Annotated in this window: 24 protein-coding genes and 1 riboswitch; of the genes, 16 read left to right on the top strand and 8 right to left on the bottom strand. The window is 72.2% G+C overall.

Annotated elements, in window-relative coordinates; all coding sequences use genetic code 11:
• Window positions 1–510: 510 nt before the first annotated feature.
• Window positions 511–1,500, top strand: a complete 990-nt coding sequence (locus J2N69_RS22595; protein WP_127913056.1) for a malate dehydrogenase — start codon at window positions 511–513, stop codon at window positions 1,498–1,500.
• Between the two features lie 79 nt (window positions 1,501–1,579).
• Here J2N69_RS22595 and J2N69_RS22600 read toward each other — a convergent pair whose 3' ends face one another.
• On the bottom strand, window positions 1,580–3,010 hold the full coding sequence (locus J2N69_RS22600) for an MFS transporter (RefSeq protein WP_230902364.1): 1,431 nt from the start codon (window positions 3,008–3,010) through the stop codon (window positions 1,580–1,582).
• Window positions 3,011–3,102: 92 nt separating this feature from the next.
• Here J2N69_RS22600 and J2N69_RS22605 point away from each other — a divergent pair, with 92 nt between their 5' ends.
• The gene (locus J2N69_RS22605; protein WP_230902365.1) at window positions 3,103–4,029 is read left to right on the top strand and encodes a LysR family transcriptional regulator; all 927 of its coding nucleotides are present in this window, start codon (window positions 3,103–3,105) and stop codon (window positions 4,027–4,029) included.
• A 17-nt stretch (window positions 4,030–4,046) separates the two neighbouring features.
• Here J2N69_RS22605 and J2N69_RS22610 read toward each other — a convergent pair whose 3' ends face one another.
• Window positions 4,047–5,138, bottom strand: coding sequence for an alpha/beta hydrolase family protein (locus tag J2N69_RS22610; RefSeq protein ID WP_230902366.1), 1,092 nt, complete (start codon window positions 5,136–5,138; stop codon window positions 4,047–4,049).
• 110 nt (window positions 5,139–5,248) lie between these two features.
• Between J2N69_RS22610 and J2N69_RS22615 the strand changes: the two genes are divergently transcribed.
• Genes J2N69_RS22615 through J2N69_RS22625 form a run of 3 tightly spaced genes read left to right on the top strand, consistent with a single transcriptional unit; the run spans window position 5,249 to window position 7,075 of the window.
• Window positions 5,249–6,217 (top strand): LysR family transcriptional regulator, encoded by a 969-nt coding sequence (locus J2N69_RS22615; protein WP_230902367.1) that lies wholly within the window; start codon window positions 5,249–5,251, stop codon window positions 6,215–6,217.
• A 58-nt stretch (window positions 6,218–6,275) separates the two neighbouring features.
• Window positions 6,276–6,521: a helix-turn-helix transcriptional regulator gene (locus J2N69_RS22620; protein WP_230902368.1), complete on the top strand. Its 246-nt coding sequence runs from the start codon at window positions 6,276–6,278 to the stop codon at window positions 6,519–6,521.
• Window positions 6,521–7,075 (top strand): hypothetical protein, encoded by a 555-nt coding sequence (locus tag J2N69_RS22625; protein WP_230902369.1) that lies wholly within the window; start codon window positions 6,521–6,523, stop codon window positions 7,073–7,075. The genes J2N69_RS22620 and J2N69_RS22625 overlap by 1 nt, the downstream gene beginning before the upstream one ends.
• Before the next feature lie 27 nt (window positions 7,076–7,102).
• Here J2N69_RS22625 and J2N69_RS22630 read toward each other — a convergent pair whose 3' ends face one another.
• Entirely contained in the window at window positions 7,103–7,975 is an 873-nt protein-coding gene (locus J2N69_RS22630) for a hypothetical protein (RefSeq protein ID WP_230902370.1), read from the bottom strand.
• A 184-nt stretch (window positions 7,976–8,159) separates the two neighbouring features.
• Here J2N69_RS22630 and J2N69_RS22635 point away from each other — a divergent pair, with 184 nt between their 5' ends.
• From J2N69_RS22635 to J2N69_RS22655, 5 genes are all read left to right on the top strand, one after another.
• On the top strand, window positions 8,160–9,662 hold the full coding sequence (locus tag J2N69_RS22635; protein WP_230902371.1) for an aldehyde dehydrogenase family protein: 1,503 nt from the start codon (window positions 8,160–8,162) through the stop codon (window positions 9,660–9,662).
• A 64-nt stretch (window positions 9,663–9,726) separates the two neighbouring features.
• Window positions 9,727–11,274: a GMC family oxidoreductase gene (locus J2N69_RS22640; protein ID WP_230902372.1), complete on the top strand. Its 1,548-nt coding sequence runs from the start codon at window positions 9,727–9,729 to the stop codon at window positions 11,272–11,274.
• Window positions 11,271–12,386: a quaternary amine ABC transporter ATP-binding protein gene (locus tag J2N69_RS22645; protein ID WP_230902373.1), complete on the top strand. Its 1,116-nt coding sequence runs from the start codon at window positions 11,271–11,273 to the stop codon at window positions 12,384–12,386. The genes J2N69_RS22640 and J2N69_RS22645 overlap by 4 nt, the downstream gene beginning before the upstream one ends.
• Window positions 12,386–14,359, top strand: a complete 1,974-nt coding sequence (locus J2N69_RS22650; protein ID WP_230902374.1) for an ABC transporter permease — start codon at window positions 12,386–12,388, stop codon at window positions 14,357–14,359. Before J2N69_RS22645 ends, J2N69_RS22650 begins: the two co-directional genes overlap by 1 nt.
• 1 nt (window position 14,360) lies before the next feature.
• Window positions 14,361–15,341 carry an ABC transporter substrate-binding protein gene (locus J2N69_RS22655; RefSeq protein ID WP_230902375.1) on the top strand — a complete coding sequence of 327 codons (981 nt, stop codon included), beginning with the start codon at window positions 14,361–14,363 and terminating at the stop codon, window positions 15,339–15,341.
• 85 nt (window positions 15,342–15,426) lie between these two features.
• Here the strand turns inward: J2N69_RS22655 and J2N69_RS22660 are convergent, their stop codons facing one another.
• Genes J2N69_RS22660 through J2N69_RS22670 form a run of 3 tightly spaced genes read right to left on the bottom strand, consistent with a single transcriptional unit; the run spans window position 15,427 to window position 17,122 of the window.
• A complete protein-coding gene (locus J2N69_RS22660; RefSeq protein ID WP_230902376.1) occupies window positions 15,427–16,161 on the bottom strand; it encodes an isocitrate lyase/PEP mutase family protein in 735 nt (244 codons plus the stop codon).
• Window positions 16,158–16,604 (bottom strand): carboxymuconolactone decarboxylase family protein, encoded by a 447-nt coding sequence (locus tag J2N69_RS22665; protein WP_230902377.1) that lies wholly within the window; start codon window positions 16,602–16,604, stop codon window positions 16,158–16,160. Before J2N69_RS22665 ends, J2N69_RS22660 begins: the two co-directional genes overlap by 4 nt.
• Complete coding sequence (locus tag J2N69_RS22670; protein WP_230902378.1) at window positions 16,601–17,122, bottom strand: carboxymuconolactone decarboxylase family protein; 522 nt, start codon at window positions 17,120–17,122, stop codon at window positions 16,601–16,603. The genes J2N69_RS22665 and J2N69_RS22670 overlap by 4 nt, the downstream gene beginning before the upstream one ends.
• Window positions 17,123–17,169: 47 nt before the next feature.
• On the opposite strand from J2N69_RS22670, the gene pdxR reads away from it, so the two are divergent.
• The gene (gene pdxR, locus J2N69_RS22675; protein WP_230902379.1) at window positions 17,170–18,576 is read left to right on the top strand and encodes a MocR-like pyridoxine biosynthesis transcription factor PdxR; all 1,407 of its coding nucleotides are present in this window, start codon (window positions 17,170–17,172) and stop codon (window positions 18,574–18,576) included.
• 153 nt (window positions 18,577–18,729) lie between these two features.
• Window positions 18,730–19,644 carry an NAD(P)-dependent oxidoreductase gene (locus J2N69_RS22680; protein ID WP_230902380.1) on the top strand — a complete coding sequence of 305 codons (915 nt, stop codon included), beginning with the start codon at window positions 18,730–18,732 and terminating at the stop codon, window positions 19,642–19,644.
• Between the two features lie 63 nt (window positions 19,645–19,707).
• On the opposite strand, the gene J2N69_RS22685 is transcribed toward J2N69_RS22680, so the two are convergent.
• Window positions 19,708–20,592: a DMT family protein gene (locus tag J2N69_RS22685; protein WP_230904823.1), complete on the bottom strand. Its 885-nt coding sequence runs from the start codon at window positions 20,590–20,592 to the stop codon at window positions 19,708–19,710.
• Window positions 20,593–20,719: 127 nt separating this feature from the next.
• On the opposite strand from J2N69_RS22685, the gene J2N69_RS22690 reads away from it, so the two are divergent.
• The 3 genes from J2N69_RS22690 to J2N69_RS22700 all read left to right on the top strand — a co-directional run bounded on the left by J2N69_RS22690 (window position 20,720) and on the right by J2N69_RS22700 (window position 23,365).
• A complete protein-coding gene (locus tag J2N69_RS22690) occupies window positions 20,720–21,199 on the top strand; it encodes a hypothetical protein (RefSeq protein ID WP_230902381.1) in 480 nt (159 codons plus the stop codon).
• 34 nt (window positions 21,200–21,233) lie between these two features.
• Window positions 21,234–22,418 (top strand): glutathionylspermidine synthase family protein, encoded by a 1,185-nt coding sequence (locus tag J2N69_RS22695; protein WP_230902382.1) that lies wholly within the window; start codon window positions 21,234–21,236, stop codon window positions 22,416–22,418.
• A gap of 113 nt (window positions 22,419–22,531) precedes the next feature.
• Window positions 22,532–23,365, top strand: a complete 834-nt coding sequence (locus tag J2N69_RS22700; protein WP_230902383.1) for an SAM-dependent methyltransferase — start codon at window positions 22,532–22,534, stop codon at window positions 23,363–23,365.
• A 255-nt stretch (window positions 23,366–23,620) separates the two neighbouring features.
• Here J2N69_RS22700 and rocD read toward each other — a convergent pair whose 3' ends face one another.
• Window positions 23,621–24,895, bottom strand: a complete 1,275-nt coding sequence (gene rocD / locus J2N69_RS22705; RefSeq protein WP_408056907.1) for an ornithine--oxo-acid transaminase — start codon at window positions 24,893–24,895, stop codon at window positions 23,621–23,623.
• Between the two features lie 230 nt (window positions 24,896–25,125).
• A riboswitch (ZMP/ZTP riboswitch) is annotated at window positions 25,126–25,216 on the top strand.
• A 40-nt stretch (window positions 25,217–25,256) separates the two neighbouring features.
• Here rocD and J2N69_RS22710 point away from each other — a divergent pair.
• Entirely contained in the window at window positions 25,257–26,540 is a 1,284-nt protein-coding gene (locus J2N69_RS22710) for a serine hydroxymethyltransferase (protein ID WP_230902385.1), read from the top strand.
• Window positions 26,541–26,633: the final 93 nt, after the last annotated feature.

The following is a 26,633-nucleotide window of genomic DNA, read 5'->3' on the forward strand; positions in this document are numbered from 1 at the left end:
TATGTCCGTGCTCGCCATCTTGGCCTTGGGCCCTGGGTGCTTATCGGCTCGGGGCACACCACCACTGTGCTCCGCGCGCACATACCCCCACGTCCCCTCCCGCGCGTTCGCGGGTGCGGGTGGGGGTTTCTCGCCTTTTGTGCTCGGGTGGTTGGGGAGCGGAAAGAAAGTTGGGGCACTCGTGCATGAGATCGAGGGGCGGGGGCAGGCGGACCGTACCCCCACGGGAGTGGTCAACACCCCCACGGCGGCCGCCACGCTCCCTCCCCCGAGGTGGCGGCCGCCCCCCCTTGGGGGATCTGTGTGCGGGGCCACACGGGCCCGGGGGTCAGGGGTGGTCGGGGCGCGATAGCCTGACGGCGGATCTCTCTTGATGCCAAGAGATCGATCATCGAGAGGCGATCGAGGACTCGAAGCGGCGTCGGCGGGGAGATCCAGGAAATAGAGGACCCCGGTACGTCTGTACGAGGGATCAGGGACCCCACCGCCAGCTGTCTTACGGAGATCGCCATGACCCGCACTCCCGTGAATGTCACCGTCACCGGCGCGGCCGGCCAGATCGGCTACGCGCTGCTCTTCCGCATCGCCTCCGGCCACCTGCTCGGCGCTGACGTGCCGGTCAACCTGCGCCTTCTTGAGATCACGCCGGCGCTGAAGGCCGCCGAGGGCACCGCCATGGAGCTCGACGACTGTGCCTTCCCGCTGCTGAACTCCATCGAGATCAGCGATGACCCGAACGCCGCCTTCGACGGCGCCAACGTCGCGCTGCTCGTCGGCGCCCGCCCCCGCACCAAGGGCATGGAGCGCGGTGACCTCCTGGAGGCCAACGGCGGCATCTTCAAGCCGCAGGGCAAGGCCATCAACGACAACGCCGCCGACGACATCAAGGTGCTCGTCGTCGGCAACCCGGCCAACACCAACGCGCTCATCGCGCAGGCCGCCGCCCCGGACGTACCGGCCGAGCGCTTCACCGCGATGACGCGGCTCGACCACAACCGCGCGCTGTCGCAGCTCGCGAAGAAGACCGGCGCGTCGGTCGCCGACATCAAGCGGCTCACCATCTGGGGCAACCACTCCGCCACCCAGTACCCCGACATCTTCCACGCGGAGATCGCCGGCAAGAACGCCGCCGAGGTCGTGAACGACCAGGCGTGGCTCGCCGACGACTTCATCCCGACCGTCGCCAAGCGCGGCGCCGCGATCATCGAGGCCCGTGGTGCCTCGTCGGCCGCCTCCGCCGCCAACGCCGCCATCGACCACGTCCACACCTGGGTCAACGGCACCGCCGAGGGCGACTGGACCTCCATGGGCATCCCGTCCGACGGTTCGTACGGCGTTCCGGAGGGTCTCATCTCCTCCTTCCCCGTGACGGTGAAGGACGGCACGTACTCGATCGTCCAGGGCCTGGAGATCAACGAGTTCTCGCGTGCGCGCATCGACGCGTCCGTCAAGGAGCTGGCCGAGGAGCGCGAGGCCGTCCGCGGTCTCGGCCTCATCTGACGACACCCTGCGGGGTGCTCCGCCCCCGGCAGCCGTTCACCGGCCGCCGGGGGCGTTTTCATTCGAACACAATGACGGTCTACGACTTCTGCCCCGCACCTGGTCCGGACGGGCCGAAGCCCGCCGTGACCACCGCCGCCGCGGCGACCACCACCAGCGCCACCACGCGCAGCGCCGCCGCCATGCCGTCCGCGAAGCCGCCCGAGGTGTGCGCGGCCAGCGTCGTCCCGGTGACCGCGACGCCGAGCGCGGCGCCGGCCTCCCGGGCCGAGGTGCTCAGGCCGGAGCCGAGGCCCGCCTGGCGCGCCGGGAGCGAGCCGACGACGCTGAGCGTCAGCGCGGGCATGCACAGCCCGGTGCCCGCCGAGATGACCAGCAGCCAGCAGGCGTACACCGCGTAGGGGGTCGACGCCCCCGCGGTGGACGCGCCGAGCAGGCCGAGGCCGATCAGGAGCAGCCCGCCCCCCACCACGGGCCGCGGCCGGTGGGACCAGCGGGCCGCGAGCCGCGGGACCAGGGCCATGCCGATCGTGAGGGGGACGATGGCGAGGCCCGCGCGGGCGGCGCCGTACCCCTTCACGTACTGCAGGTACTGCGAGTTGACGTAGAAGAGCGAGAAGAGGCCGAAGAAACACGCGGCCGTGCCGAGCGACGCCGCGCGCAGCCGCCGGGAGCGGAAGACCCGCGGGTCGAAGAGCGGGGTGCGCGAGCGCAGGGCGTGGAGCGCGAACAGGGCGACGAGGGCGGCGCCCACCGCGAAGGCGGCCAGGATGCGGGCGGAGGTCCAGCCGTACAGCGGGCTCTCGATGATGCCGAAGAGGAGGGCGAACAGGCCGCCGGTCAGCAGGAGCGTGCCCACGGGGTCCGGCCGGGGCGCCGCGGTGTCCTTGTCCGTGCGCGGTGTGGTGCGGGCCGCCGTCAGGGCGAGCAGGGCGGCGAGCGGCACCACCGCCCAGAACAGCGCGCGCCAGGACAGGTACTGGCCGGCCAGGCCGCCGCCGACGTTCCCGGCGAGGCCGCCGAGCCCCGCGGCGAGCGTCCAGGCGGCGAGGGCGCGCGGCCGGTGCTCGGGCGGGGCGACGCGCAGCAGGATCGACAGCGTCGCGGGCATGATCAGCGCGGCCCCCGCGCCGGACACACCGCGTCCGGCGACGAGCACCGCCGGGGTGGTGGCGAGCGCGCTGAGCGCGGCCCCGGCCGCGAACAGCCCGAGCCCGCAGAGCAGCGCGCCCTTGCGGCCGTACCGGTCGCCGAGCGCGCCGGCCGGGATGAGGAGCCCCGCGAAGACGATGACGTACGCGTCGACGGTCCACAGCAGATCGCTGGACGACGGGTGCAGGGCGGACGAAGTCAGCTGCGGGACGAGGAGGTTGACGGCGGCGACCATGCCCTGGGCGACGAGGACGCAGGCGCAGAGGGTGAGCAGGGTCGAGCGCCGCAGCGGGGACGCGGGCGGGGAGGCGGCTGGGGGTGCGGGCGGCCGGGGCGTGGTGCGGGCAGGCGAAAGCAAGGCTCCTCCTGAGGAGCGTCGTGACGTGGGATGTGCCGCCACCGTAGGCTCGGCCCCGACTTGCTTTCCAGTGCAACCTTTGCAAGGGATGAATGCGCGTGACGCAATCCAGCGGTGGACCAGGGGCGAGCGGGGCGGGGCTCGACCTCAATCTGCTCCTCGCCCTCGACGTCCTCCTCGACGAGCAGAGCGTGTCGGGTGCCGCCCGCCGCCTGCACCTCTCGGAGCCCGCGATGAGCCGCACGCTCGGCCGCATCCGCAAGGCGCTCGGCGACCCCGTCCTCGTGCGGGCGGGACGGCGGATGGTGCCGACGCCGCACGCGCTCGCGGTGCAGGCCGAGGTCGCCGCCGTGGTGGAACGGGCCCGCGCGCTCTTCGCCGGGCCCGGCGCGGTCGACCTGCGCACGGTCTCCCGCACGCTGACGATCCTCAGCAACGACGCCCTCGCCGCCGCCTACGGCCCCGCGCTCCTGGCCCGCGCCGCGAAGGAGGCGCCGGGCGTGCGGCTGCGGTTCCTCGGCGAGAGCCACGAGGACGCGCCCCTGCTGCGCCAGGGCACCGCCGACCTGGAGCTGGGCGTGATCGGCGCGACCGCGCCCGAGGTGCGGGTGGAGCACTTCCGCGACGACCGGATGCTCGGTGTCGTACGTCCTGAACATCCCCTGCTCGACGGGACGCTGACGGCGCGTCGGTTCGCCGCCGCCGACCATCTGACCGTCTCGCGCCGGGGGCGCCTGTCCGGGCCACTGGACGCCGCCCTCGCCGAACTCGGGCTCAGCAGAAAGGTGGTGGGCAGCGTGGGGACGTTCGCCGCGTCCGCCTTCATGCTGCTGCGCACGGACCTGGTCGGCCTGGTCACGTCGTGGGCCCGCCCCCTGACGGACACCCTGGGCCTCGTCACCTTCGAGATCCCCCTCGACCTGCCGCCGCTGCCGCTCGGCATGGCCTGGCACCCCCGGCACGACGCGGACCCGGCGCACGCGTGGCTGCGGGGGTGCGCGCGGGAGCTGCTCACCTGAGGCGGCGCGGGGGCTGCTCACCCGAGGCGGGTGGTGAGGGCGGTGGTGAGCCAGTCGGCGGTGCGCGGCAGCCAGTCGGCGCGGGCGTTGCCCAGGAGGTGGTCGCCGTGCGGGACGAGGAGGTACTCACCGCGCGGCGCCTCGGCGGCGAGCGGCGCGCCGTTCACGACGCCCGGGATGACGTCCTCGCCGCCGTCGACCACGAGCAGCGGGCAGGCGATGCGGGCGGCGGTGCCGCGCAGGTCGACACGGCGTACGAACTCCCGTGCCGCGTCCGGCGATCCGGCCCGCTGGGCGAGCGTCGCGCGGACGAACGGCACCGTGTCGTCCCACCCCGTGAGGCGGTACGGCCCGCTGACCGTGGCCGCCGCGCGGACGCGGGGCTCGTGCGCGGCGCCCATGGCGGCGAAGTACCCGCCGAGGCTGAGCCCGAGCACGCCCACCGGTACGGGGCCGAGCCGCTCCTCCACGGCGTCGACGACGCGTGACAGGACCCGCTGGTACTCCGCCTCGAAGACGGTCGTGGCGGCGCGCACCCCCTGGCCGGGTCCGTCCATCGTGAAGACGGCACTGCCGCGCCGCAGCAGGGCCTCGGTCACGTCATGGAACTCCTCCTTGGACGAGTCGAGCCCCGGGACGACGATCACCAGGGCGGCCGGGGTGCCTCCGCCGCCGTCCGGTGTGCGCAGCCATCCGGCGTACGACTCTTCCTCGACCCGCAGATGCCCGGGGTCGAGCAGCGCCAGGGCGCGCCCCATCGCCGCGTCGGCCTCGGCGGCGGCCCGTGCGGTCAGGGCGCGGTCGGGGTGGGGCAGCAGCACCGCGTAGTGGAACCAGCGGGCGGCGGCCTTGAGGGCCTCGCCCGCCGAGACACCGGTGCCGCCCTCCGCGTACGCCTCGGCGGCGGCCACCAGCCGCTGCCCCTGCGCGCGGAAGGCGGCGGGCCACTCCAGCAGCTCGCGCAGCCCGCCGGTGACCCGCTCGTACGCGAAGGGGTCGAGCCCGGCTCCGAAGGCCCGGGAGCGGTTCTGCGCGATGAAGTCGGGAAGGAGGCCCGGGGTGGTGAGGAGGTGGTCGGCGGGAGCGCTGGCGTGCTGCGGGTCGGTCATCCGGACAGCACATCGCGGGCGGTCCGGAGAGGTCCAACAACCGTTCCCGCAGGTCGACAACCGCTGGTTGTCGGCGCAGGTGGAAGGCGGCACCCACTACGCTGCGGGCCATGGAAGCAGCGCCGGAGGGCCCCGACCTCGACCTCGCCCAGGTCCGCGCCTTCGTCGAGGCGGCGGCCGGGGCCGAGCCGCACTTCGGGCGGGCGGCGCGGCGGCTGGGCCTCACCCAGCAGGCACTCTCCAAGCGCGTGGCCCGCCTCGAAACCGCCCTGGGCGTACGCCTCTTCACCCGCACCGGCCGCGGCGTCACCCTCACCGCCGAGGGGCACCGCTTCCTGGCACCGGCCCGCCAGGCCCTGACCGCCGGACGCGCGGCGGCCGACGCGGCACGGGCGAGCGCGCACCGGCCCCTGCGGATCGACACGTGGGGGCACCTGTACGAGCCGATGCGGACCCTCGCGACGGTCGTCGAGGCCGCCGCCACGCGACCGGGCTGCCTCGCCCCGGAGCCGGGCGCGGCCCGGGACTTCGCCGCCGTGGCCGAGGCGTTGCGGCGCGGTGAGGCGGACGCGGGCTTCGGACGTCGCCCCGTGCCGGCGCCCGGCGAAGCCCAGGACCTGACGCACCGCCCGGTCCGCCTGGAGCCGGTCGACGTGGTTCTGGGCGACGCGCACCCCCTCGCCACCGCCTCCGCGCTGCGCCCGGCCGACCTGCGGGACAGTGTCCTGCGCTACCCGGCGGACGCGGGACGCCTGGACTTCCTCACGCGCTTCGCCGACCACTTCGGCGTGGCGCGGCGCGCGAGCGGCCCGAACCTCGGTCTCGTACCGCTCCTGGTCCACCTCGCCGCGACGTCCACCCACTTCACGCTCCTCCCGGCAGACCTGCCGCTGCCCGCCGTGCCGGGCGTCCGCGTGGTGCCGCTGGTGGACCCGACTCCCCTTTACGTCTGGTCACTTGTCTGGCCGAAGGAGCGGGTTCCGACGGGGCTGACAGAACTTCTGTCCGTATGCGCGGAGTTGGCCGAGAAGCATCGCTGGCTGGAGTACGAACCCTCCCGGGACTGGCTTCCCTCCTGAAGGCATCCGACGTCGATCACTCTTGCTGACCTGCTCAAGAATGTAGTACTTCTTATACATGAGCGAGCAAGTGCACAACAGATTGGCGATGGTGCGCGCCGAGCGGAAGGTGTCGCGCCAGCGCCTGGCCGAGGCAGTGGGAGCCCACTACCAGACCATCGGCTACATCGAGCGGGGGCAGTACAACCCGAGCCTCGACCTCGCGCTGAGGATCGCGAACTTCTTCGAGCTGCCGGTCGAGGCCCTGTTCTCCCTCGAACCGTTTCGCCCGCTCACGGATCAGGTTTACGGGAGGAACCAGTGATGACGACCAGCGACCACCGCCCTCTGACCGACTACGACCGGCGGATGTACCGGCTGATGAACCGGCGGGAGGCGGCGCGCTTCCACGCCACGGCGGCCCGCAGGCGCGCCTGGGTCGTCACGCACATCCTCCTGACCGTCGCGAGCGAGGCGGCCTGGCTCTGCGCCGTCGTCTGGGAACAGCGCTGGGCCACCTGGACCATGCTCGGACTCCTGCTGCCCTGGTGCTTCGCGACCGGCGTCATCAACAGCTCGACGCGCGGCCTGCTCGAACTGCGCGTGCGCGCGCTGGACGAGCGTCAGCGCGCCGAGCGGCTCCGGGTGGCGGCCCTCGCCCAGCGCGTGATGATGTGGGTGCTCCTTGCCGCGACCGTCGGGGCGGGCGTCGCCGCACTGGCCGGGGTAGAGGTCGAGGGTCTCGTCTTCCCCGTCCTGTTCAGCGTCTTCGTCGTGCACTGGATCATGCCGCTCTGGATGGCCGGCCTCACCGCACGCGACGAGCCGGACCTCGACGACGACGAGGACATCGCCGTCGAGGCAGCCGGAGCCGCGTGAGCCCCCGGGACAGGGCCACCGGGTGCGTCACGCCTTCCGCAGGCGCTCCTTCAGCTTCGCCACGTCCACCGACTCCTCCGGCGACGGCGTCTTGGACGGCACCGGTTCGCCGTAGTCGGTGAAGCCCGTCGTCGTCCGCTCGCCGCCGTCGTCCCGCTCCACCGACTTGACCAGGTACGGCTTGCCCTCCGTGGCGATGTACATGGTGTTCTTCTTGCCGTCATCCATGCCGGTCAGCGGGATGACGTCGACGCCGTCGACCGTCGTGGGCTCGCCCTTGTGCAACGACTTCGCGTCGTCGGTGTCGTCGGAGTCCTGGATCTCCCGCTGCAATTCCTTGAGGTCACAGACTTCGGCGACGTCCTTCAGCATCGGGTCGCCCGTCGTGCCGTGGAGGTAGCGGCCCTTGAAGAGTTCGGCGGCGGCCTTGCCGTCGCCGCCGGGGACCTGGGTCTTCCAGAAGGTCTCGTCCGGCTTCATCCACACCTTGTCGCCGCGTTTGACCAGCTCCAGCGAGGCGCCCCCGGCCTCCTTCATCGTGCCGGCGCAGTTGCCGTCGCGGTCGAGGGTCAGTTCGAGGGACGTCGGGTCGTCCGTGCCGGCGTCGGTGTCGGCGTCAGCGTCGGCGCCCGCGTCACGGTCGTCGCCGCCCTTCGCGGTGGTGTCCCCGCCCGTCCGCTTCATCGAGAGATGCACCGACCGCGCGTCCAGCAGCTCCTGCTTCGCCTTGTCGGAGATCTTCCGGGCGCTCATGCCCGCGAGACCGTTCCCGCCCCCGCCGCCTGCCTTGTCGCCGCCCCCGCCGCCCCCGCCGTCCGACGAACACGCGGGTACGGTCAGCAGCGCGACCGCACAGCACAGCGCACCACTCCAGACGCGCTTCCGGGACATTCGGCTCATTGCGTCACCTCCGGTGACAGAACGTGTATCGACCGTGCGTTTCGCCCCGAGTGCCCACCCGCGCAGTGACACAGCGCACTTTCGGCCACCGGATGCGCATGGTTTCTCCGCCCCTGGGCAGGGGCTCCCGGCTACCGCGTGTAACGGGCGGTGCAGATGACCAGGAACGGAAGGCATACGGGACGTGTCCGCACAACAGACCATTCATGTGGGCGGAGAGTGGCTTAGTGCCGCCTCCGGAGCCACCCGCGAGATCCTCGACCCGGCCGATGCCAAGCCGTTCGCGCTGATCGCCGAGGGCGGGACCGAGGACGCCGACGCCGCGATAGCCGCCGCGCGCAAGGCCTTCGACGAGGGGCCGTGGCCCGCCACGCCCGTCGCCGAGCGGGCCGCGCTGCTGCGCCGGGTCGCCGACCTCCTCGTACGCGACCGGGAGAAGATCGGGCTCCTGGAGAGCCGCGACGCGGGCAAGACGCTCGAAGAGGGCCGCGTCGACGTGGACTGCGTCGCCGACGCCTTCCGCTACTTCGCCGATCTGGTCATCGGTGAAGGCGCCGGGCGCGTGGTCGACGCGGGCAGCGACGACATCCACAGCGTCGTCGTGCACGAGCCCGTCGGCGTCTGCTCGATGATCACGCCCTGGAACTACCCGCTCCTCCAGGCCAGCTGGAAGATCGCCCCGGCGCTCGCCGCGGGCAACACCTTCGTCATCAAGCCCAGTGAGATCACCCCGCTGACGACGGTCGCCCTCATCGACCTCCTCGTCGAGGCCGGGCTGCCCGCCGGGGTCGCCAACATCGTGACCGGCCCGGGCCACACCGTCGGCGCCCGCCTCGCCGACCACCCCGACGTCGACCTGGTCTCCTTCACCGGCGGCCTCGTCTCCGGCACCAAGGTCGCCCAGGCCGCCGCGCTCGGCGTGAAGAAGGTCGCCCTGGAACTCGGCGGCAAGAACCCCAACGTCGTCTTCGCCGACGCCTGCGCCACCGAAGAGGGCTTCGACACCGCCGTCGACCAGGCGCTCAACGCCGCCTTCATCCACAGCGGTCAGGTCTGCTCCGCCGGTGGCCGCCTCATCATCGAGGAGTCCGTCCGCGAGCGCTTCGTCACCGAACTCACCCGCAGGGCCGAGAAGATCAAGCTCGGCCGCGGCACCGAGGACGGCGTCGAGTGCGGCCCCCTCGTCTCGCAGCAGCAGCGCGAGAAGACCGAGATGTACGTCGCCTCCGCCCTGGAGGAGGGCGCGGTGCTGCGCTGCGGCGGCAAGCGCCCCGAGCCGAGCGACGTCCGGCCAGCCACCGGCTACTTCTACGAGCCGACCGTGCTCGACCAGTGCCACCGCGAGATGAAGGTCGTACGCGAGGAGGTCTTCGGGCCCGTCCTGACCGTCGAGACCTTCCGCACCGAGGACGAGGCCGTCGCGCTCGCCAACGACACCGAGTACGGCCTCGCGGGCGCCGTGTGGACCGCCGACTCCGGCCGCGCCCGCCGCATGGCCCGCCGGATGCGCCACGGCACCATCTGGATCAACGACTTCCACCCCTACCTGCCGCAGGCGGAGTGGGGCGGCTTCGGCAAGAGCGGCGTCGGGCGCGAGCTCGGCCCCGCCGGACTCGCCGAGTACCGCGAGTCCAAGCACATCTACCAGAACCTGGCCCCGCGCCCCGTCCGCTGGTTCGCGGGCTGAGGCCACCCACCCCATTACGCGCAAGCACCTTGCACGACCTCGCAGGAAGAGGAGTAGCCACCCCATGGCTGAAACCCCCCAGTCCGCAACCGAGTTCGATTACGTCATCGTCGGCGGCGGCACCGCGGGATCGGTGATCGCCTCCCGCCTCACCGAGAACCCGGACGTCACCGTCGCCGTCATCGAGGGCGGCCCCAGCGACATCGACCGTGAGGACGTCCTCACGCTCCGCCGCTGGCTCGGCCTGCTCGGCGGCGACCTCGACTACGGCTACACCACCACGGAGCAGCCGCGGGGCAACTCCCACATCCTGCACAGCCGTGCCAAGGTGCTCGGCGGCTGCTCGTCGCACAACACCCTGATCTCCTTCAAGCCGCTGCCGTCCGACTGGGACGAGTGGGAGGAGGCCGGGGCCACCGGCTGGAACGCCAAGGCCATGGACCCCTACTTCGGCAAGCTGCGCAACAACATCGTGCGCGTCGCCAAGAAGGACCAGAACCAGATCGCCACCGACTGGGTCGAGGCCACCAAGACCGCCCTCGGCGTCCCCGAGGTCGTCGGCTTCAACGACGAGCCCTTCGACGAGGGCGTCGGCTTCTTCGACCTCGCGTACCACCCGGAGAACAACAAGCGCTCCTCCGCCTCGGTCGCCTACCTCCACCCCCACATGGAGGCCGGCGACCGCCCGAACCTCCACCTGTTCCTGGAGACCTGGGCGACCAGGCTGGAGCTGGAGGGCAAGACCGCGCGCGGCGTCCACGTGCGGATGAAGGACGGAGCGGAGGCTCTGCTCACCGCCCGCCGCGAGGTGCTCGTCTGCGCCGGCGCCGTCGACACCCCGCGTCTGCTCATGCACTCCGGCATCGGCCCGAAGAAGGACCTCGAAGCCCTCGGCATCCCGGTCGTGCACGACCTGCCGGGCGTCGGCGAGAACCTCATCGACCACCCGGAGTCGGTCATCGTCTGGGAGACCAACGGGCCGATCCCCGGCAACTCCGCGATGGACTCGGACGCCGGTCTGTTCGTGAAGCGGGACCCGGACCACAAGGGCCCGGACCTGATGTTCCACTTCTACCAGATCCCCTTCACGGACAACCCGGAGCGCCTCGGGTACGAACGCCCGGAGCACGGCGTCTCCATGACGCCGAACATCCCCAAGTCCCGCGCCCGCGGCCGCCTCTACCTGACGTCGGCGGACCCCGAGGTCAAGCCCGCCCTCGACTTCAAGTACTTCGAGGACGAAGGCGACTACGACGGGCAGACCCTCGTCGACGGCATCAAGCTGGCGCGCAAGGTCGCGCAGGCCGAGCCGTTCAAGAAGTGGCTCAAGCGCGAGGTCTTCCCCGGCCCCGACGTCACCGACGACGCCGAGATCAGCGAACTGGTGCGCAAGGCCGCGCACACCGTCTACCACCCGGCGGGCACCTGCCGAATGGGTGCTTCCGGTGATGAACTCGCCGTGGTGGACCCGGAGCTGAAGATCCGGGGCCTGGCAGGAATCCGTATCGCGGACGCATCCGTCTTCCCGACGATGCCCGCCGTGAACCCGATGATCGGAGTGCTCATGGTCGGGGAGAAATGTGCCGAGATGCTGGCTGGTGACGGCCGATGAGCGAGGCCACCGCGGTGATCGCGGAGACGGCGAAGGTGCCCGCCGAGCGGCCCGTCTTCGCCGTGCAGAACCTCTGGAAGGTCTTCGGCCCCAGGGCCGAGCGGATACCCGGCGACACGGAGCTGCACGGCCTGAGCCCCGCCGAGCTGCGGGAGCGGACCGGCTGCACCGCCGCCGTGCGCGATGTGTCCTTCGAGGTCAACAAGGGCGAGGTCTTCGTCGTCATGGGCCTGTCGGGCTCCGGCAAGTCCACCCTCGTACGCTGCCTGACCCGGCTCATCGAGCCCACCTCCGGCGAGCTGTCCATCGACGGCGAGGACGTCCTCGCCATGGACAAGGCCCGGCTGCGCGAACTGCGCCGCCACCGCGCCGCCATGGTCTTCCAGCACTTCGGCCTGCTGCCGCACCGCTCGGTCCTCGACAACGTCGCGTACGGCCTGGAGATCCAGGGCGTCGGCAAGGCCGAGCGGCGGGCCAAGGCCCTCGAAGTCGTCGAGAAGGTCGGCCTCCAGGGGCTCGAACAGCGCAGGCCCGGCCAGCTCTCCGGCGGCCAGCAGCAGCGCGTGGGCCTGGCCCGCGCCCTCGCCGTCGACCCCGAAGTCCTCCTGTTCGACGAGCCGTTCAGCGCCCTCGACCCGCTGATCCGCCGCGACATGCAGGAGGAGGTCGTCCGCCTGCACCGTGAAGAGGGCCGCACGATGGTCTTCATCACCCACGACCTCAGCGAGGCCCTCAAGCTCGGCGACCGCATCGCCCTGATGCGCGACGGCCGCGTCGTCCAGTGCGGCACCCCCGAGGAGATCGTCGGCTCCCCGGCCGACGACTACGTCCGCGACTTCGTGCGCGACGTGGTGCGCGCCGACGTGATGAGCGTCCGCAGCGCCATGCGTCCCGCCGAGGCCGCCGAAGAGACCACGGGCGCCGCCCTCGCGCCCGACGCCAAGGTCACCGAGGCCATCGAGGCCGTCGCCCGCACCGGCTCCCCGGTGCGCGTCATGGACGGCAAGCGCTGCCTCGGCGTGGTGGACCACGCCGGGCTGCTCGCCGTGGTCGCGGGTACCACCCCGGCCCCTGCGCCAAACGTCCCCGGCCAGGGCGGGGTGGTCGCCTGATGGCCACCGCCACCGCCTCCGGTCCCGTGCGCGACACGGGAATCGGCGCCCTGCTCCGCCACCGCGCCGTCGGCAAGGTCCTGCTCCTCGCCGTCGCCGCGGCCGTGATCGTGCCGATCCTCAACGCCAAGTGGGCCTCCGGCGCCTGGCCCGACGCCCTCACCGTCGACCTGACCGAGCCGCTGGGCAGGACCACCGACTGGATCATCGACAACCGCGACAGCCACCCGCTGTTCACCTACTTCTTCGGGCACGTCAGCAACGCCATCGTGCTCTCCGTGCGCGGCGTCTACCTGCTGCTGCTCGGCGCCGGCTGGGCCGGCGTGACCGTCGCCGCCGGGCTCATCGCCTGGCGCGTGGCGGGCGTCGGGCTCGCCGTCATGGCGTCCGTGTCGTTCGCCGTGTGCGGGCTGCTCGGCATGTGGGTGCCGACCATGCAGACCCTCGCCCTGATGATCGTGGCGGTCCTCGCCTCGGTCGTGGTCGGCCTGCTCCTCGGCCTCGCGGGCGGGCTCAGCGACCGCGTCTTCCGCATCCTGCGGCCGGTCCTCGACACCATGCAGGTGCTGCCCGCGTACGCCTACCTGCTGCCGTTCGCCCTCGTCTTCGGCATGGGCGTCCCGGCGGCCATCCTCGCGACGGTCGTCTACTCGGCCCCGCCCATGGCCCGGCTCACCGCGCTCGGCCTGCGGGGCGCCGACAGCGGTGTCATGGAGGCGGTCACCTCGCTCGGCGCGACCGGGCGCCAGCGCCTGTTCTCCGCGCGCCTGCCGCTGGCCCTCAAGGAACTTCTCCTCGGCGTCAACCAGACGATCATGATGGCGCTCTCCATGGCCGTCATCGCCTCGGTGATCGGCGCGGGCGGCCTCGGCGACCGCGTCTACCAGGCGCTCTCCACCGTCGACGTCGGCCAGGCGCTCGCCGCCGGCATCCCGATCGTGCTGCTCGCCGTGGTCCTGGACCGGGTGACCGGAGCCGCCGGTGAGCGGATGGGCACGCAGACCGCCGAGGCCGACGGTTCGCCGCTGCGCGGCTGGCGCGGCTGGTCCCTCGCGGCCGCCGTGACGCTGGCCGCCGCGCTCGCCGCCCGCTTCTTGGACCGCGTGGACTGGCCGACCGGCTGGGTCGTCAACATCGCCCCCTCGGTCAACACCGCCAAGGACTGGATGGTCGACCACCTCTACACCGACGTGCCCGTCGTCGGCGGCACCGCGGACTGGGCGGCCCACTTCACCACCTGGGTGCTCAACCCCGTCCGCGACGGCCTCCAGGGCCTGCCCTGGTGGTCGGTCCTGCTGATCGTCGCCGCGCTGGCCTGGCTGATCGGCACCTGGCAGACGGCGCTCACCGCCGTCGCCGCGATGGCCGCGATCGGCGTGCTCGGCGTCTGGAACAAGTCCCTCGACACGCTCTCGCAGGTCCTCGCCGGTGTCGCCGTGACGCTGGTCCTCGGCTTCGCGATCGGCGTCCTCGCCTCCCGCAGCCGGCGGTTCGAACGCCTGCTCCGCCCGGTGCTCGACGTCTTCCAGACGATGCCGCAGTTCGTCTACCTCATCCCGGTCGTCGCCCTCTTCGGCATCGGCCGCGCCCCCGCGGTCGCCGCCGCCGTGGTCTACGCGCTGCCCGCCGTCGCCCGCATCACCACCCAGGGCCTGAGCCAGGTCGACGCCGCCGCGATGGAGTCCTCGCGCTCGCTCGGCGCGACCAGCTGGCAGCAGCTGCGCAAGGTCCAGCTGCCGCTGGCCCGCCCTGCGCTCCTGCTCGCCCTCAACCAGGGCGTCGTCCTGGTCCTCGCCGTCGTCGTCATCGGCGGCCTGGTCGGCGGTGGCGCGCTCGGCTACGACGTGGTGTTCGGCATCGCCCAGGGCGACCTGGCGACCGGCCTGGTGGCCGGTGCCGCGATCGTCTGCCTCGGCCTGATGCTCGACCGGGTCACGCAGCCCACCGAGCGCCGCGTGAAGAAGGGAGCGTGACATGCGGGTCCGTACACATGTGAGGCGTACGCGTGTCCTGGGCGCCGTCACGGCAGGCGGCGCGCTGCTCGCGCTCTCCGGCTGCGGCGCCGCCGACATGACCAAGCAGGCGTCGCCGTACGCGAACGCCGCCGGAGCCAAGACGGTGACCCTCTCGGTCCAGTCCTGGGTCGGCGCGCAGGCGGACGTCGCCGTCGCCGAGTACCTGCTCAAGAACGAGCTGGGCTACCGCGTCGACAAGGTCCAGATCGACGAGGTCCCCGCCTGGGACGCCCTCAGCCAGGGCCGCGTCGACGCGATCATGGAGGACTGGGGCCACCCCGAGCAGGAACAGCGCTACGTCAAGGAGAAGAAGACGATCGTCTCCGGCGGCGACGTCGGCGTGACGGGCCACATCGGCTGGTACGTCCCCACGTACTTCGCCAAGAAGCACCCGGACGTCACGGACTGGAAGAACCTCAACAAGTACGCCGACCAGTTCCGCACGTCCGAGAGCGGCGACAAGGGCCAGCTCATGGACGGCTCCCCGTCGTACGTGACGAACGACAAGGCCCTCGTCAAGAACCTCGGCCTGGACTACGAGGTCGTCTTCGCGGGCTCCGAGGCGGCGCAGATCACCCAGATCGAGCAATTCGCCAAGCAGCGGAAGCCGTTCCTGACCTACTGGTACAAACCGCAGTGGCTGTTCGAGAAGGTGCCGATGACGGAGGTGAAGCTGCCCGAGTACAAGGAGGGCTGCGACGCCGACCCGGCCAAGATCAAGTGCGCGTATCCGCACACGCCGCTCCAGAAGTACTTCAACGCGGACTTCGCCAAGAAGGGCGGCGACGCCGCGAAGTTCCTGAAGAACTTCACGTGGTCGGAGGAGGACCAGAACGAGGTCTCCCTGATGATCGCGGACCAGAAGATGTCGCCGGACGCGGCGGCGAAGAAGTGGGTGGAGAAGAACGAGGCGAAGTGGCGGGCGTGGATTCCTGAGTAGGCGTCCGCGTAGAACGTCCCCGCTGTGCCGGGCGCTTGTCGGACAAGGCGCCCGGCACAGTTGTGCTCCGGGCCGGTCCGTCGGCTCAGGGGCGGGCCAGCTCGTCCGCGATGTCCCGCAGCGCCGTCAGGCTCCGGTGCAGCAGGCCGGGCCCGAACGTGACCCGCGTGGCACCCAGTTCGCCCAGCTTCCGCGGGGACGGGCCGACCGGCTCCGCCACCATGTTGAGGGGGCCCTCGATGCCCGCCCGCAGCGCGGGGATCGTCTCGGCGGGGGCCAGGATCGGGTACACGCAGTCCGCGCCGACGGCCACGTACAGGCGGGCCCGCTCGATCGCCGCCGCAGGGTCCGGGACGCCCCTGAGGAACGTGTCCACGCGCGCGTTGACGAAGAGCCGGTCGCCCGCGGCGGCCCGGACCTCCGCGAGGAAGTCGGCGTGCTCGGCGGGGTCCTTGAGCGTGCTCGTCCCGTCCTCCCCCTTGACGGAGTCCTCCAGGTTGCAGCCGACCGCCCCGGTCGCGAGGAGCCGCTCCACCAGTTCCTTCGGGGGCAGGCCGTAGCCGCCCTCGATGTCCGCGCTCACGGGTACGGAGACGGACCGTACGACCCGGGCGATGGCCGCGAACATCTCGCCGGGCGGCACCTGCCCGTCCTCGTACCCGAGGGAGAGCGCGATCCCCGCGCTGGGCGTGGCGAGCGCGGGGCTGCCGGCCTCCTCGAAGACCCGGGCGCTCGCGGCGTCCCACGGACCGGGCAGGATCAGCGGGTCGCCGGGCGCACGGTCGTGGTGCAGGGCGCGCAGCGTGTCGACAGCGCTCATGAGAAGGTCCCCCCGGGTTCGATGCGGCGGCTGACCATCAGCCGGTTCCAGCTGTTGATGACGGTGATCAGGCCGATGAGATGGGCGAGTCCGGCCTCGTCGAAGTGCGCGGCGGCCCGCTCGTACACCTCGTCCGGCACGAAGCCCTCGGTGAGGACGGTGACGGCCTCGGTCAGGGCGAGGGCGGCGCGCTCCCGCTCGCCGAACAGCTCACCGGCTTCCTCCCAGGCGTTGAGGAGGGCGATGCGCTTCGGGCTCTCGCCGTTCTTGAGGGCGATCTCCGCGTGCATGTCGAGGCAGAACGCGCAGGCGTTGATCTGCGACGCCCGCGTCATCACCAGCTCGGCGAGGGCCGGGTCACCGAGTCCCTGCTTGGCGGCGGCGCTCAGCGCGCTTATGGCGGAGACGACGCCCTTGTCCAAGTACGTGGTACGGGCCGTCACTTGATGTCGCCCGGCTTGTAGTGGCCCGGCACCTGGCGCGTCGAGACACCGAAGCGGTTCCACGCGTTGATGACGGTGATCGCGGCGATCAGCTGGGTCAGCTCCGCCTCGTCGAAGTGCGCGGCGGCCCGCTCGTACACCTCGTCCGGCACGAAGCCGTCGGTGAGGACGGTGACCGCCTCGGTCAGCTCGATCGCGGCGACCTCCTTGGCCGTGTAGAAGTGCCGCGACTCCTCCCACGCGCTGAGCTGGACGATCCGCTCGACGCTCTCGCCCGCCGCGAGGGCGTCCTTGGTGTGCATGTCCAGGCAGAGCGCGCAGCGGTTGATCTGTGACGCGCGGATCTTGACGAGTTCGTAGATCACCGGGTCGAGCCCCTTACGGGCCGCCGCGTCGAGCTTGATCATGGCCTTGAAGACCTCGGGGGCGTGCTGGGCCCAGGCCAGCCGGGGGGTGTGCTCGTGGACGTACTCCGTCGTGTCCTCGGTGGCGGGGGTGTGCTCGTTCGTCGTCGTCATGGCCACGACCCTACGGGCGCGGTAGCCCACCGGTATGGTCCATTTCCATGGGAGAATCGTGGGCCACTCTGGGCGTCGACCTGCACCTGGAAACGGGCGGCGACACCGCGCACGGCGGCGTGCGCAAGGGTCTGACCGACGCCCTGCGCGAGGCGGTGCGCGGCGGCCGCCTCGCCCCCGGCACCCGGCTGCCCTCGTCCCGCTCCCTCGCCGTCGACCTCGGCATCGCCCGCAACACCGTCGCCGACGCCTACGCCGACCTGGTCGCCGAGGGCTGGCTCACCGCCCGCCAGGGCTCGGGGACACGCGTCGCCGAGCGCCCGGTCGCGCCGCCGGTGCGGCCCGCGCCGGCCCGCAGGCCCGCCGGGGCGCCGACGTACGACCTGCACCCCGGCACCCCCGACCTCTCCTCCTTCCCGCGCGCGGAGTGGCTCAAGGCGGCCCGCCGCGCGCTGGCGGCGGCGCCCAACGCCGCCCTCGGCTACGGCGATCCACGCGGCCGCGTCGAACTGCGCGAGGCCCTCGCCGGCTACCTCGCGCGGGCCCGGGGCGTCTCGGCGGACCCCGACCGGATCGTGATCACCTCCGGGTTCGTGCACGGCCTGTCCATCCTCGGCCGGGTCCTGCGGGCGCGCGGGCTGCGGGAGGCGGCCGTGGAGTCGTACGGCCTGGACATCCACTGGAACCTGCTGCACCGCGCGGGCCTGCGCACGGCGCCGCTCGCCCTCGACGGCCTCGGCACGGACGTCGCGGGGCTGGCGGGCGGGACGGCGAAGGCGGTGCTGCTCACCCCCGCACACCAGTTCCCGATCGGCTCGCCGCTGCACCCCGACCGCCGCGCGGCGGTCGTGGACTGGGCGCGGCGCGAGGGCGGGGTGATCCTGGAGGACGACTACGACGGCGAGTTCCGTTACGACCGCCAGCCCGTCGGCGCGCTCCAGGGCCTCGACCCCGAGCACGTGGTCTACCTCGGCACGGCCAGCAAGTCCCTCGCCCCCGGTCTGCGCCTGGGCTGGATGGTGCTGCCCTCGGGGCTGCGCGACGAGGTCGTCGGCGAGAAGGACGCCGCCGGGTGGTCGGGCAGCGCACTCGACCAGCTGACCCTCGCGGAGTTCCTCACCTCGGGTGCGTACGACCGTCACGTCCGCGGCGCCCGGCTGCGCTACCGGCGCCGCCGCGACCAGCTCGTGGCCGCCCTCGCCGAACGGTCTCCCGAGACCCGCGCCACGGGCATCGCGGCGGGCCTGCACGCGGTCCTCGAACTGCCGCCGGGCACCGAACAGTCCGTCGTCCAGGCCGCCAACTGGGAGCGCCTCGCGGTCCAGGGGCTCTCCCGCTTCCGCCACCCGCTGGCGGCGGTGCGGCGGCAGGACGCGCTGGTCGTGGGGTATGGGACGCCCGCGGAGCACGCGTGGGCGGGGGCGTTGGAGGCGCTGTGCCGGGTGCTGCCGTGAGGCCGGGGGCGGGTGCGGCCTCGGCCCGCGGACCCGAGCCCAAAGCCCTAGTACCCCTCGGCCCTGCGGCCGATACCGCCCCTGAGGCGCCCAACTAGCGTTCCCGGCATGCGGAAACGGGCTCCCGGCCCGCCGCCGGAGAAGGGGGACAGCATGTCGGAGCAGGGGGACACCATGACGAAGGCGACGTCCATGTCAGCGGCGGAAGGTGCGGGGCAGGTCACCGTGCTCGGGCTCGGCGACATGGGGTCAGCGATCGCCAGGACCTTCCTGGAGCGCGGCTTCCGCACCACGGTCTGGAACCGGACCGCCGCCAAGGCCGCACCCCTGGCCGACGCCGGGGCCACGGCCGCGGCGACGGCGGCGGAAGCGGTGGCGGCGAGCCCGCTCGTCGTGGTCTGCCTGCTCGACGGCGCGGCGGTCGACGAGGTGCTGGCCTCCGTGGACACGGCGGTCGCGGGCAAGGTCCTGGTGAACGTCACGAGCGGCTCTCCCGCCCAGGCGCGGGCGCACGAGCGCTGGGCGGTCGAGCGCGGCGCCCAGTACATCGACGGCAAGGTCATGGGCGACCCGCCGGACGTGGGCAAGCCGCACGTCGTCTTCCCGTTCAGCGGCTCCCGCGCCGCCTACGAGGCCCACGAGCCGACGCTTCAGGTCCTGGGCGGCATCGCGTACCACGGCGAGGACGCCGGCGCGGCCGCCGTGGAGTTCATGGCCCAGGTCGGGATGGGCTTCGACCTGCTCCTCGGCTTCCTGCACACGCTCAAACTGGTCCAGCGGGAGGGCGTCGACGTGGCCGCGTTCACCGACCGCCTCGCGGCGTCGGTCGCCGCCTACCCGCCCCTGCTGACGTCCATGGCCCAGGCGGTCAAGAGCGGCGAGTACGGCCCCGACCTCGGCTCACTCGACGTCCAGGCCGCACTGATGGACGACCTGATCAGCCACCGCGAGTCCGTGGGCGTGGAGGCGGGCCGCATGCGGGAGGTCAAGACCCTGATGGACCACCGCATCGCCACCGGCCACGGCGCCCAGGGCTTCTCCAGCCTGTTCGAACTGCTGGGGAAGTGAGGGCGGAACATCCTCGGCCGTGCGGAGAGGAGCGCCCCTTCAGGGGCGCGGGGAACGGCGCGCTCAACCCCGACGCACCCGCAGCCGACGAACACCCCGCACCTCCACCCGCTCCCCGGCCCCCGCCACTGCAACCGGCGCCTCCCCAAACCGCGCCAACGCCAACGCCCCCGAGACCGCCACCACAAACCCCAACACCGCCAGCCACCCCAGCCCCTCCCGAGTCCGGTCACCCAGCCACACCACCCCCACCACCGCGGGCCCGATCGTCTCCCCGATCACCATCCCCGCGGTGGCGACCGTCACCGACCCCCGCTGCAGCGCCGAGGTCAGCAGCAGAAACGCCGCCCCTCCACCCACAAGCAGCGCGTACGCCGCCGGATTCGCCAGCAGCGCCTTCGGCGTGACCGAGTCGACGAGTCGTACGGTCACCTCGACCACCCCGAACCCGCACCCCGCGCCGAGGCCCAGCGCCAGCGCCCTCGCGCGGCCCGGCAGCCGGCCGGCCACCGCCCCGAGCCCCAGCACGGCCACCGCGACGCCCAGCATCACGAACCGCAGGGCCGTGGACCCGCCGCGGTGCCCTTCGTCGCCCGAGGCGAGCCCCAGCATCGCGAGCCCCGCGCAGACAACGGCCACGGCACCCCACTCGACGCCGCTGAGCCGCACCCGCAGCAGCCGGGCGGCGACCACGGCGGTGACGGCGAGGCTCGCGGCGAGCGCCGCCCCCACGGCGTAGATGGGGAGGGAGCGCAACGCCACGACCTGCAACAGGAAGCCCAGCCCGTCGAAGGCGAGCCCCGCGAGATAGCGCCACTGACGCAGGGCCCGGAGCAGCAGCGCCGGATCGACACCGGAGCCGGTGCCCGGCGCGGTGGCGCGCGCGGCGACCGCCTGGAGAACCGAGGCCGTGCCGAAGCAGACCGCTGAACCGAGCGCGCAAATCATCCCAAGAGACACGAAGTGACTGTAGAGGACAGTGAGTCAAGGGAGGCCAAAGAGTCCGCTGAGGCACCGGCCACTACGCTGACCATCGATCGCACGCACAAATGTTCACGGGGGAGTGGCAGAGCGGATGACCCAGCAGCGTACGGCGACCGAACAGGAACCGGCCGACCGGCAGCGGAAGCCGCGGCGCCTGCGCTCCAGCACGGTCGCGCTCGGCGGCATGGGCGTCCTCGCGGCGGCCCTGACCTCCTGCGGCTCGGAACCGGACCGGCGCTGCGTGGACCGCGACAGTTACGAAGGCTTCCTCGGTTACAAGATCGTCAGCGACAAGTACTGCAAGTCGACCACCGGCTCCTCCACGGGCAAGGGCCGCAAGGCGGGCGGCAAGGGCACCGGCTCCTACGGCACGGGCTCCTACGGCACCGGTTCGCGGGGCACCGGAAAAACCTCGGGCCGCACCGACCCCGCCTGGTACTACGACGCCGAGGTCGACGGCCGCTACGCCGACGACGGCACCTTCAGCCGCAGCGAGGCCGTGGACCGCGACGGCTTCGGCTGCTCGGGCGACGGCGGCGGAAGCGGCGGCAGCGGCCGCAGCGGCGGCTGACCGGCAGGGACCCCCACACCGCGAAACGCACACCATGGAACGCCGCACCATCGAACCCCGCCCCGGCTGGCAGCAGACCGTCGAGGACCAGGGCCTCATCTACCCCCTCACCCGCTACCCCGACGACACCCTGCGCCCCTACTGGGACGAGAGCGCCTACTACGTCTTCTCCCTCCCCGAGGTCGAGGCGCTGGAGGAGGTCGTCGAGGAACTCCACGCGATGTGCCTGGCCGCCGCCGCGCACATCGTCGACCACGACCGCCTCGCCGACCTCGGCATCACGGACCCGAGCGTGGCCGACGCCGTCACCGAGGCCTGGCACCGCCGCGCCGAACTCCCCTCCCTCTACGGCCGCTTCGACCTTCGCTACGACGGCACGGGCCCCGCCAAGATGCTGGAGTACAACGCCGACACCCCCACCTCCCTCCTCGAGGCCGCGAGCCCCCAGTGGTTCTGGATGGAGGAGCGCTTCCCCGGCGCCGACCAGTGGAACTCCCTCCACGAACGCCTCGTCGACGCCTGGCGGAACCAGGCCGCCCTGCTGCCGCCCGGCAGCCCCCTCTACTTCGCGCACTCCGCCGCCGACGAACTCGGCGAGGACCTGATGACCGTCGCCTACCTGCGCGAGACGGCGCAACAGGCCGGCCTCGCCACCGCCTCCATCTCCATGGAGGACATCGGCTGGGACCGCCTCTCGCGCCGCTTCGTCGACAAGAAGCTCCGCTTCATGCGCTCCTGCTTCAAGCTCTACCCGTGGGAGTGGCTGACCACGGACCGCTTCGCGCCGCACGTCCTGGAGACCCTCGACAACGGCGGCGGCACCGGCTCCACCCTGTGGATCGAACCCGCCTGGAAAATGCTCCTCTCCAACAAGGCGCTCCTCGCCATCCTCTGGGACCTGTACCCCGGCCACCCCAACCTGCTCCCCGCCTACCTGGACGGCCCCCGCGAACTGGCCACCACGCGTGGCTACGTCGCCAAACCCCTCCTCGGCCGCGAGGGCGCCGGCGTCACGGTCCACGAGCCGGGCACCACCGCCGCCCCGCGCGAAGAGCCGTGCTGTTACCAGGAGTTGGCTCCTCTCCCCGACTTCGACGGCAACCGTGTCGTCCTCGGCGCCTGGGTCGTGGAGAACGAGGCGGCGGGCCTCGGCATCCGGGAGTCCAGCGGCCTGATCACGGACGAGTACGCGCGTTTCCTCCCCCATGTGATTCTCTGAACCCACCGCGCCAACTCCCGCCGCTAAGCTGCCTCTTGCCCTACGCGCCTTCGCGTGCGCCGTGCCGCCCCCACCCCAGGAGCCCCACCGTGCCCGTGCCTGAGCCCACATCTGTGTCCACCTCGACCTCCACCTCCGCCCCGACGTCGGGGAACAGCAGGGTCGACACCTCCCGGCCCCACACGGCCCGTATCTGGAACTACTGGCTCGGCGGCAAGGACAACTACGAGGTGGACCAGGAGGCGGGCGACCGCATCCGCGAACTCCACCCCGGCATCGGCGAATACGCTCGCGCCGACCGCCTCTTCCTGGGCCGCGCCGTCCGTCACCTGGTGGCGGACGAAGGCATCCGGCAGTTCCTCGACATCGGCACCGGCCTGCCCACCGCCGACAACACCCACGAGGTGGCCCAGGCCCTCGCCCCCGAATCCCGCATCGTCTACGTCGACAACGACCCGCTGGTGCTCGCCCACGCCCGCGCCCTGCTCACCAGCGCTCCCGAGGGCCGCACCGACTACCTCGACGCGGACATGCGCGACGTCGACGCCATCCTCGAACACGCCGCCCGTACCCTCGACTTCCGCGAGCCGATCGCCCTGATGCTGCTCGGCGTCGTCATCTTCATCGACGACGACACCGAGGCGTATGACATAGTGCGGCGCCTCCTCGACGGCCTGCCGCCCGGCAGCCACCTGGTGCTCAGCCACACCGTCACCAGCCCGGCGATGCCCGACGTGGACGCGGCGGTGGCCTTCTGGAACGAACACGGAACCCCGAAGCTCACCCAGCGCACCCCGTCCCAGGTCGCCCGCTTCTTCGACGGCCTGGACCTCCTCGAACCAGGCGTGGTCTCCTGCAACCGCTGGCGCCCAAACCCATCCGAGACCCAGGCCCCGGACGAAGTAGCAATGTTCGCCGGGGTGGCCCGCAAGCGAGGCAACGCCTGAGGCCACACCACGCGGGCCCGTCACCGGGCCCCGGAGGCGATCCCCGGCACGGACCAACGGACCCGCCTCGGCGCACCACCGGTCCCGCCCGGGGTTGGCGCGGGACCCGAGCGCCGGCTGGCGGAAGGCCGGGCCCGCAGGCCGGCGTCACCCGTAGCCGGGCGGCAACCCGAGCTCGGGGGCCGCCCCAGCCCTCAGCCACAGCCGGGCGGCACCCCAGCCCAGCAGCGGCAACCCGAGCCCCGTAGCCGCCCCCTAGCTCAGCACCGCCCGCAGCTGATCCAGCCCCCAGTCCAGGTCCTCCTTGCTGATCACCAGTGGGGGAGCGATACGGATCGTCGCGCCGTGCGTGTCCTTGACCAGCACCCCGCGCTCCATCAGCTTCTCGGACACCTCCCGGCCCGTGCCGTGCGCCGGGGCGATGTCGACGCCCGCCCACAGCCCGCGCCCGCGCACCTCCGTCACCTTGCCGCTCCCGGTCAGCAGGCCCAGTTCGGCGTGCAGGTGATCGCCCAGCTCCGTGGCCCGCTCCTGGAACTCACCCGTCGAGAGCATGTCGACCACCTCGAGACCCACGGCACAGGCGAGGGGGTTGCCGCCGAACGTCGACCCGTGCTCTCCCGGCTTGAACACCCCGAGGACATCGGCGTCCGCGACCACCGCCGACACCGGCACGACCCCGCCCCCGAGCGCCTTGCCCAGCAGGTACACGTCCGGCACCACGCCCTCGTGCTCGCACGCGAACGTCCGCCCCGTCCGGCCGAGCCCCGACTGGATCTCGTCCGCGATGAAGAGCACCCGGCGCTCACGGGTCAGCTCCCTGACCCCCGCCAGGTAGCCGGGAGGCGGCACCAGCACCCCTGCCTCGCCCTGGATCGGCTCCAGCAGTACCGCCACCGTCTCGTCGGTGACCGCGGCCCGCAGCGCCGCCAGGTCGCCGTACGGCACGATCTCGAACCCCGGCGTGTACGGACCGAAGTCCGCCCGGGCCTCCTCGTCCGTGGAGAAGCTGACGATGGTCGTCGTCCGGCCGTGGAAGTTCCCGGCCGCGACGACGATCTTGGCCCGCCCGTCCGGCACGCCCTTGACCTGGTACCCCCACTTCCGCGCGGTCTTCACGGCCGTCTCCACGGCCTCCGCGCCCGTGTTCATCGGCAGCACCATCTCCTTGCCGCACAGCTCGGCCAGGCGCGTACAGAACTCGGCGAAACGGTCGTGGTGGAAGGCCCGCGACGTCAGCGTCACGCGCTCCAGCTGCGCCTTGGCCGCCTCGATCAGGCGGCGGTTGCAGTGCCCGAAGTTGAGTGCGGAGTACCCGGCGAGCATGTCGAGGTAGCGGCGCCCCTCGACATCGGTCATCCACGCGCCCTCGGCCGAGGCGACCACGATGGGCAGCGGATGGTAGTTGTGCGCGCTGTGCGCCTCGGCCGACGCGATGAACTTCTCGGTGGCCGGACCGCCGACCGCCCCCGACGACGGTGACGACGCAGGTGACGCAGCGGGCACAGATGACGCGAAGGGGGTTGGCATAGTCGACACGGGGTCTCCGTTCGTCCTGCGGCGTGGCGCGATGATGGCGGCCGGTTGGTCCAATGGTCTACCGAGTGGTGCGTGTTCTCCCGGGTGCTGCGCGTACTGCCGGGCGGTGCGGGTACTGCGGCCGGGCCGAGTACCGGCTCCTGTCGTTTCTACCGTCTCTATCGTCGCTCGCATCGCGGACGGGGAAACCTTCCGCAATGGCGTGCCCGTTATGGTGGTTCCAACAGCACGGCGACTGGCGCACGGGGAATGAACCCCGAGGAAGCCGTGCGCGGCAGAACCTTCGAGGTGCCGCCCGCCTGGGCACCCCGGGACCACGACCGGACACTCACCGCTCGCCCCGGAGGACGCCATGACTCCCCCTTCCTCTTCCGCCCAGCACCACCCCGCCCTGGCCGCCGAGGACCCGGAACTCGCCGCCCTCGTCGACGCCGAGGAGCAGCTCCAGGCCGACACGCTGCGGCTCATCCCCAGCGAGAACTACGTCTCGTCCGCCGTTCTCGAAGCCTCCGGCACCGTCCTGCAGAACAAGTACAGCGAGGGCTACCCGGGCCGCCGCTACTACGAGGGCCAGCAGAACATCGACCCCGTGGAGCTGTTGGCCGTCGCCCGCGCCAAGGCCGTCTTCGGCGTGGAGCACGCCAACGTCCAGCCCTACTCCGGCTCCCCGGCCAACCTCGCCGTCTACCTCGCCTTCGCCGAGCCCGGCGACACCGTGATGGGCATGGCCCTGCCCATGGGTGGCCACCTGACCCACGGCTGGGGCGTCTCCGCCACCGGCAAGTGGTTCCGCGGCGTGCAGTACGGCGTACGCCAGGACACCGGGCTCGTCGACCTCGACGAGGTCCGCGACCTCGCCCTGAAGGAACGTCCCAAGCTGATCTTCTGCGGCGGCACCGCCCTGCCCCGCACCATCGACTTCGCGGCCTTCGCCGAGATCGCCCGCGAGGCCGGGTCCGTCCTGGTCGCCGACATCGCGCACATCGCCGGCCTCATCGCGGGCGGCGCCCACCCGTCACCGGTGCCGCACGCCGACGTCATCTCGACGACCACCCACAAGACCCTGCGCGGCCCGCGCGGCGCCATGCTCATGTCCCGCGAGGAGCACGCCAAGGCCATCGACAAGGCGGTCTTCCCCGGCCTCCAGGGCGGCCCGCACAACCAGACCACCGCGGCCATCGCGGTCGCCCTCCACGAGGCGTCCCGGCCCTCCTTCCGCGACTACGCCCACGCGGTCGTCGACAACGCCAAGGCCCTCGCCGAGGCCCTGCTCGCCCGCGGCTTCGACCTCGTCTCCGGCGGCACCGACAACCACCTGATCCTGATGGACCTCACCCCCAAGGACGTCCCGGGCAAGGTCGCCGCCAAGGCCCTCGACCGGGCCGGGATCGTCGTGAACTACAACACCGTGCCGTTCGACCCGCGGAAGCCGTTCGACCCCTCGGGCGTCCGCATCGGCACCCCGTCCCTCACCTCCCGCGGCCTGGGCACCGAGCACATGGCGACCGTCGCCGACTGGATCGACCGGGGTGTCTCCGCCGCGGGCACCGGTGACGAGGCCGCCCTGGCGAAGATCAGGGCCGAGGTCGCCGACCTGATGTCCGCCCACCCGGCTCCCGGCCTGCCGACGGACTGACGCCCCCCCCCGCACTCACGGCGCCAGGAGACCTCCTGGACGCCCACGACCTCCTGCCAGGGGCCCGGACCCGCTGCCCAGCCAGCGCGGCGC

This window comes from Streptomyces huasconensis, from assembly GCF_021028635.1.
Classification (GTDB): domain Bacteria; phylum Actinomycetota; class Actinomycetes; order Streptomycetales; family Streptomycetaceae; genus Streptomyces; species Streptomyces huasconensis.

Excerpts from the sequence above, each read along its gene's own strand:
- J2N69_RS22595 (WP_127913056.1), top strand. The coding sequence starts at position 511 with ATGACCCGCACTCCCGTGAATGTCACCGTCACCGGCGCGGCCGGCCAG.
- J2N69_RS22605 (WP_230902365.1), top strand. The coding sequence starts at position 3,103 with ATGCGCGTGACGCAATCCAGCGGTGGACCAGGGGCGAGCGGGGCGGGG.
- J2N69_RS22610 (WP_230902366.1), bottom strand. The coding sequence starts at position 5,138 with ATGACCGACCCGCAGCACGCCAGCGCTCCCGCCGACCACCTCCTCACC.
- J2N69_RS22615 (WP_230902367.1), top strand. The coding sequence starts at position 5,249 with ATGGAAGCAGCGCCGGAGGGCCCCGACCTCGACCTCGCCCAGGTCCGC.
- J2N69_RS22620 (WP_230902368.1), top strand. The coding sequence starts at position 6,276 with ATGAGCGAGCAAGTGCACAACAGATTGGCGATGGTGCGCGCCGAGCGG.
- J2N69_RS22625 (WP_230902369.1), top strand. The coding sequence starts at position 6,521 with ATGACGACCAGCGACCACCGCCCTCTGACCGACTACGACCGGCGGATG.
- J2N69_RS22630 (WP_230902370.1), bottom strand. The coding sequence starts at position 7,975 with ATGAGCCGAATGTCCCGGAAGCGCGTCTGGAGTGGTGCGCTGTGCTGT.
- J2N69_RS22640 (WP_230902372.1), top strand. The coding sequence starts at position 9,727 with ATGGCTGAAACCCCCCAGTCCGCAACCGAGTTCGATTACGTCATCGTC.
- J2N69_RS22645 (WP_230902373.1), top strand. The coding sequence starts at position 11,271 with ATGAGCGAGGCCACCGCGGTGATCGCGGAGACGGCGAAGGTGCCCGCC.
- J2N69_RS22650 (WP_230902374.1), top strand. The coding sequence starts at position 12,386 with ATGGCCACCGCCACCGCCTCCGGTCCCGTGCGCGACACGGGAATCGGC.
- J2N69_RS22655 (WP_230902375.1), top strand. The coding sequence starts at position 14,361 with ATGCGGGTCCGTACACATGTGAGGCGTACGCGTGTCCTGGGCGCCGTC.
- J2N69_RS22660 (WP_230902376.1), bottom strand. The coding sequence starts at position 16,161 with ATGAGCGCTGTCGACACGCTGCGCGCCCTGCACCACGACCGTGCGCCC.
- J2N69_RS22670 (WP_230902378.1), bottom strand. The coding sequence starts at position 17,122 with ATGACGACGACGAACGAGCACACCCCCGCCACCGAGGACACGACGGAG.
- pdxR (WP_230902379.1), top strand. The coding sequence starts at position 17,170 with ATGGGAGAATCGTGGGCCACTCTGGGCGTCGACCTGCACCTGGAAACG.
- J2N69_RS22680 (WP_230902380.1), top strand. The coding sequence starts at position 18,730 with ATGTCGGAGCAGGGGGACACCATGACGAAGGCGACGTCCATGTCAGCG.
- J2N69_RS22685 (WP_230904823.1), bottom strand. The coding sequence starts at position 20,592 with ATGATTTGCGCGCTCGGTTCAGCGGTCTGCTTCGGCACGGCCTCGGTT.
- J2N69_RS22690 (WP_230902381.1), top strand. The coding sequence starts at position 20,720 with ATGACCCAGCAGCGTACGGCGACCGAACAGGAACCGGCCGACCGGCAG.
- J2N69_RS22695 (WP_230902382.1), top strand. The coding sequence starts at position 21,234 with ATGGAACGCCGCACCATCGAACCCCGCCCCGGCTGGCAGCAGACCGTC.
- rocD (WP_408056907.1), bottom strand. The coding sequence starts at position 24,895 with ATGCCAACCCCCTTCGCGTCATCTGTGCCCGCTGCGTCACCTGCGTCG.
- J2N69_RS22710 (WP_230902385.1), top strand. The coding sequence starts at position 25,257 with ATGACTCCCCCTTCCTCTTCCGCCCAGCACCACCCCGCCCTGGCCGCC.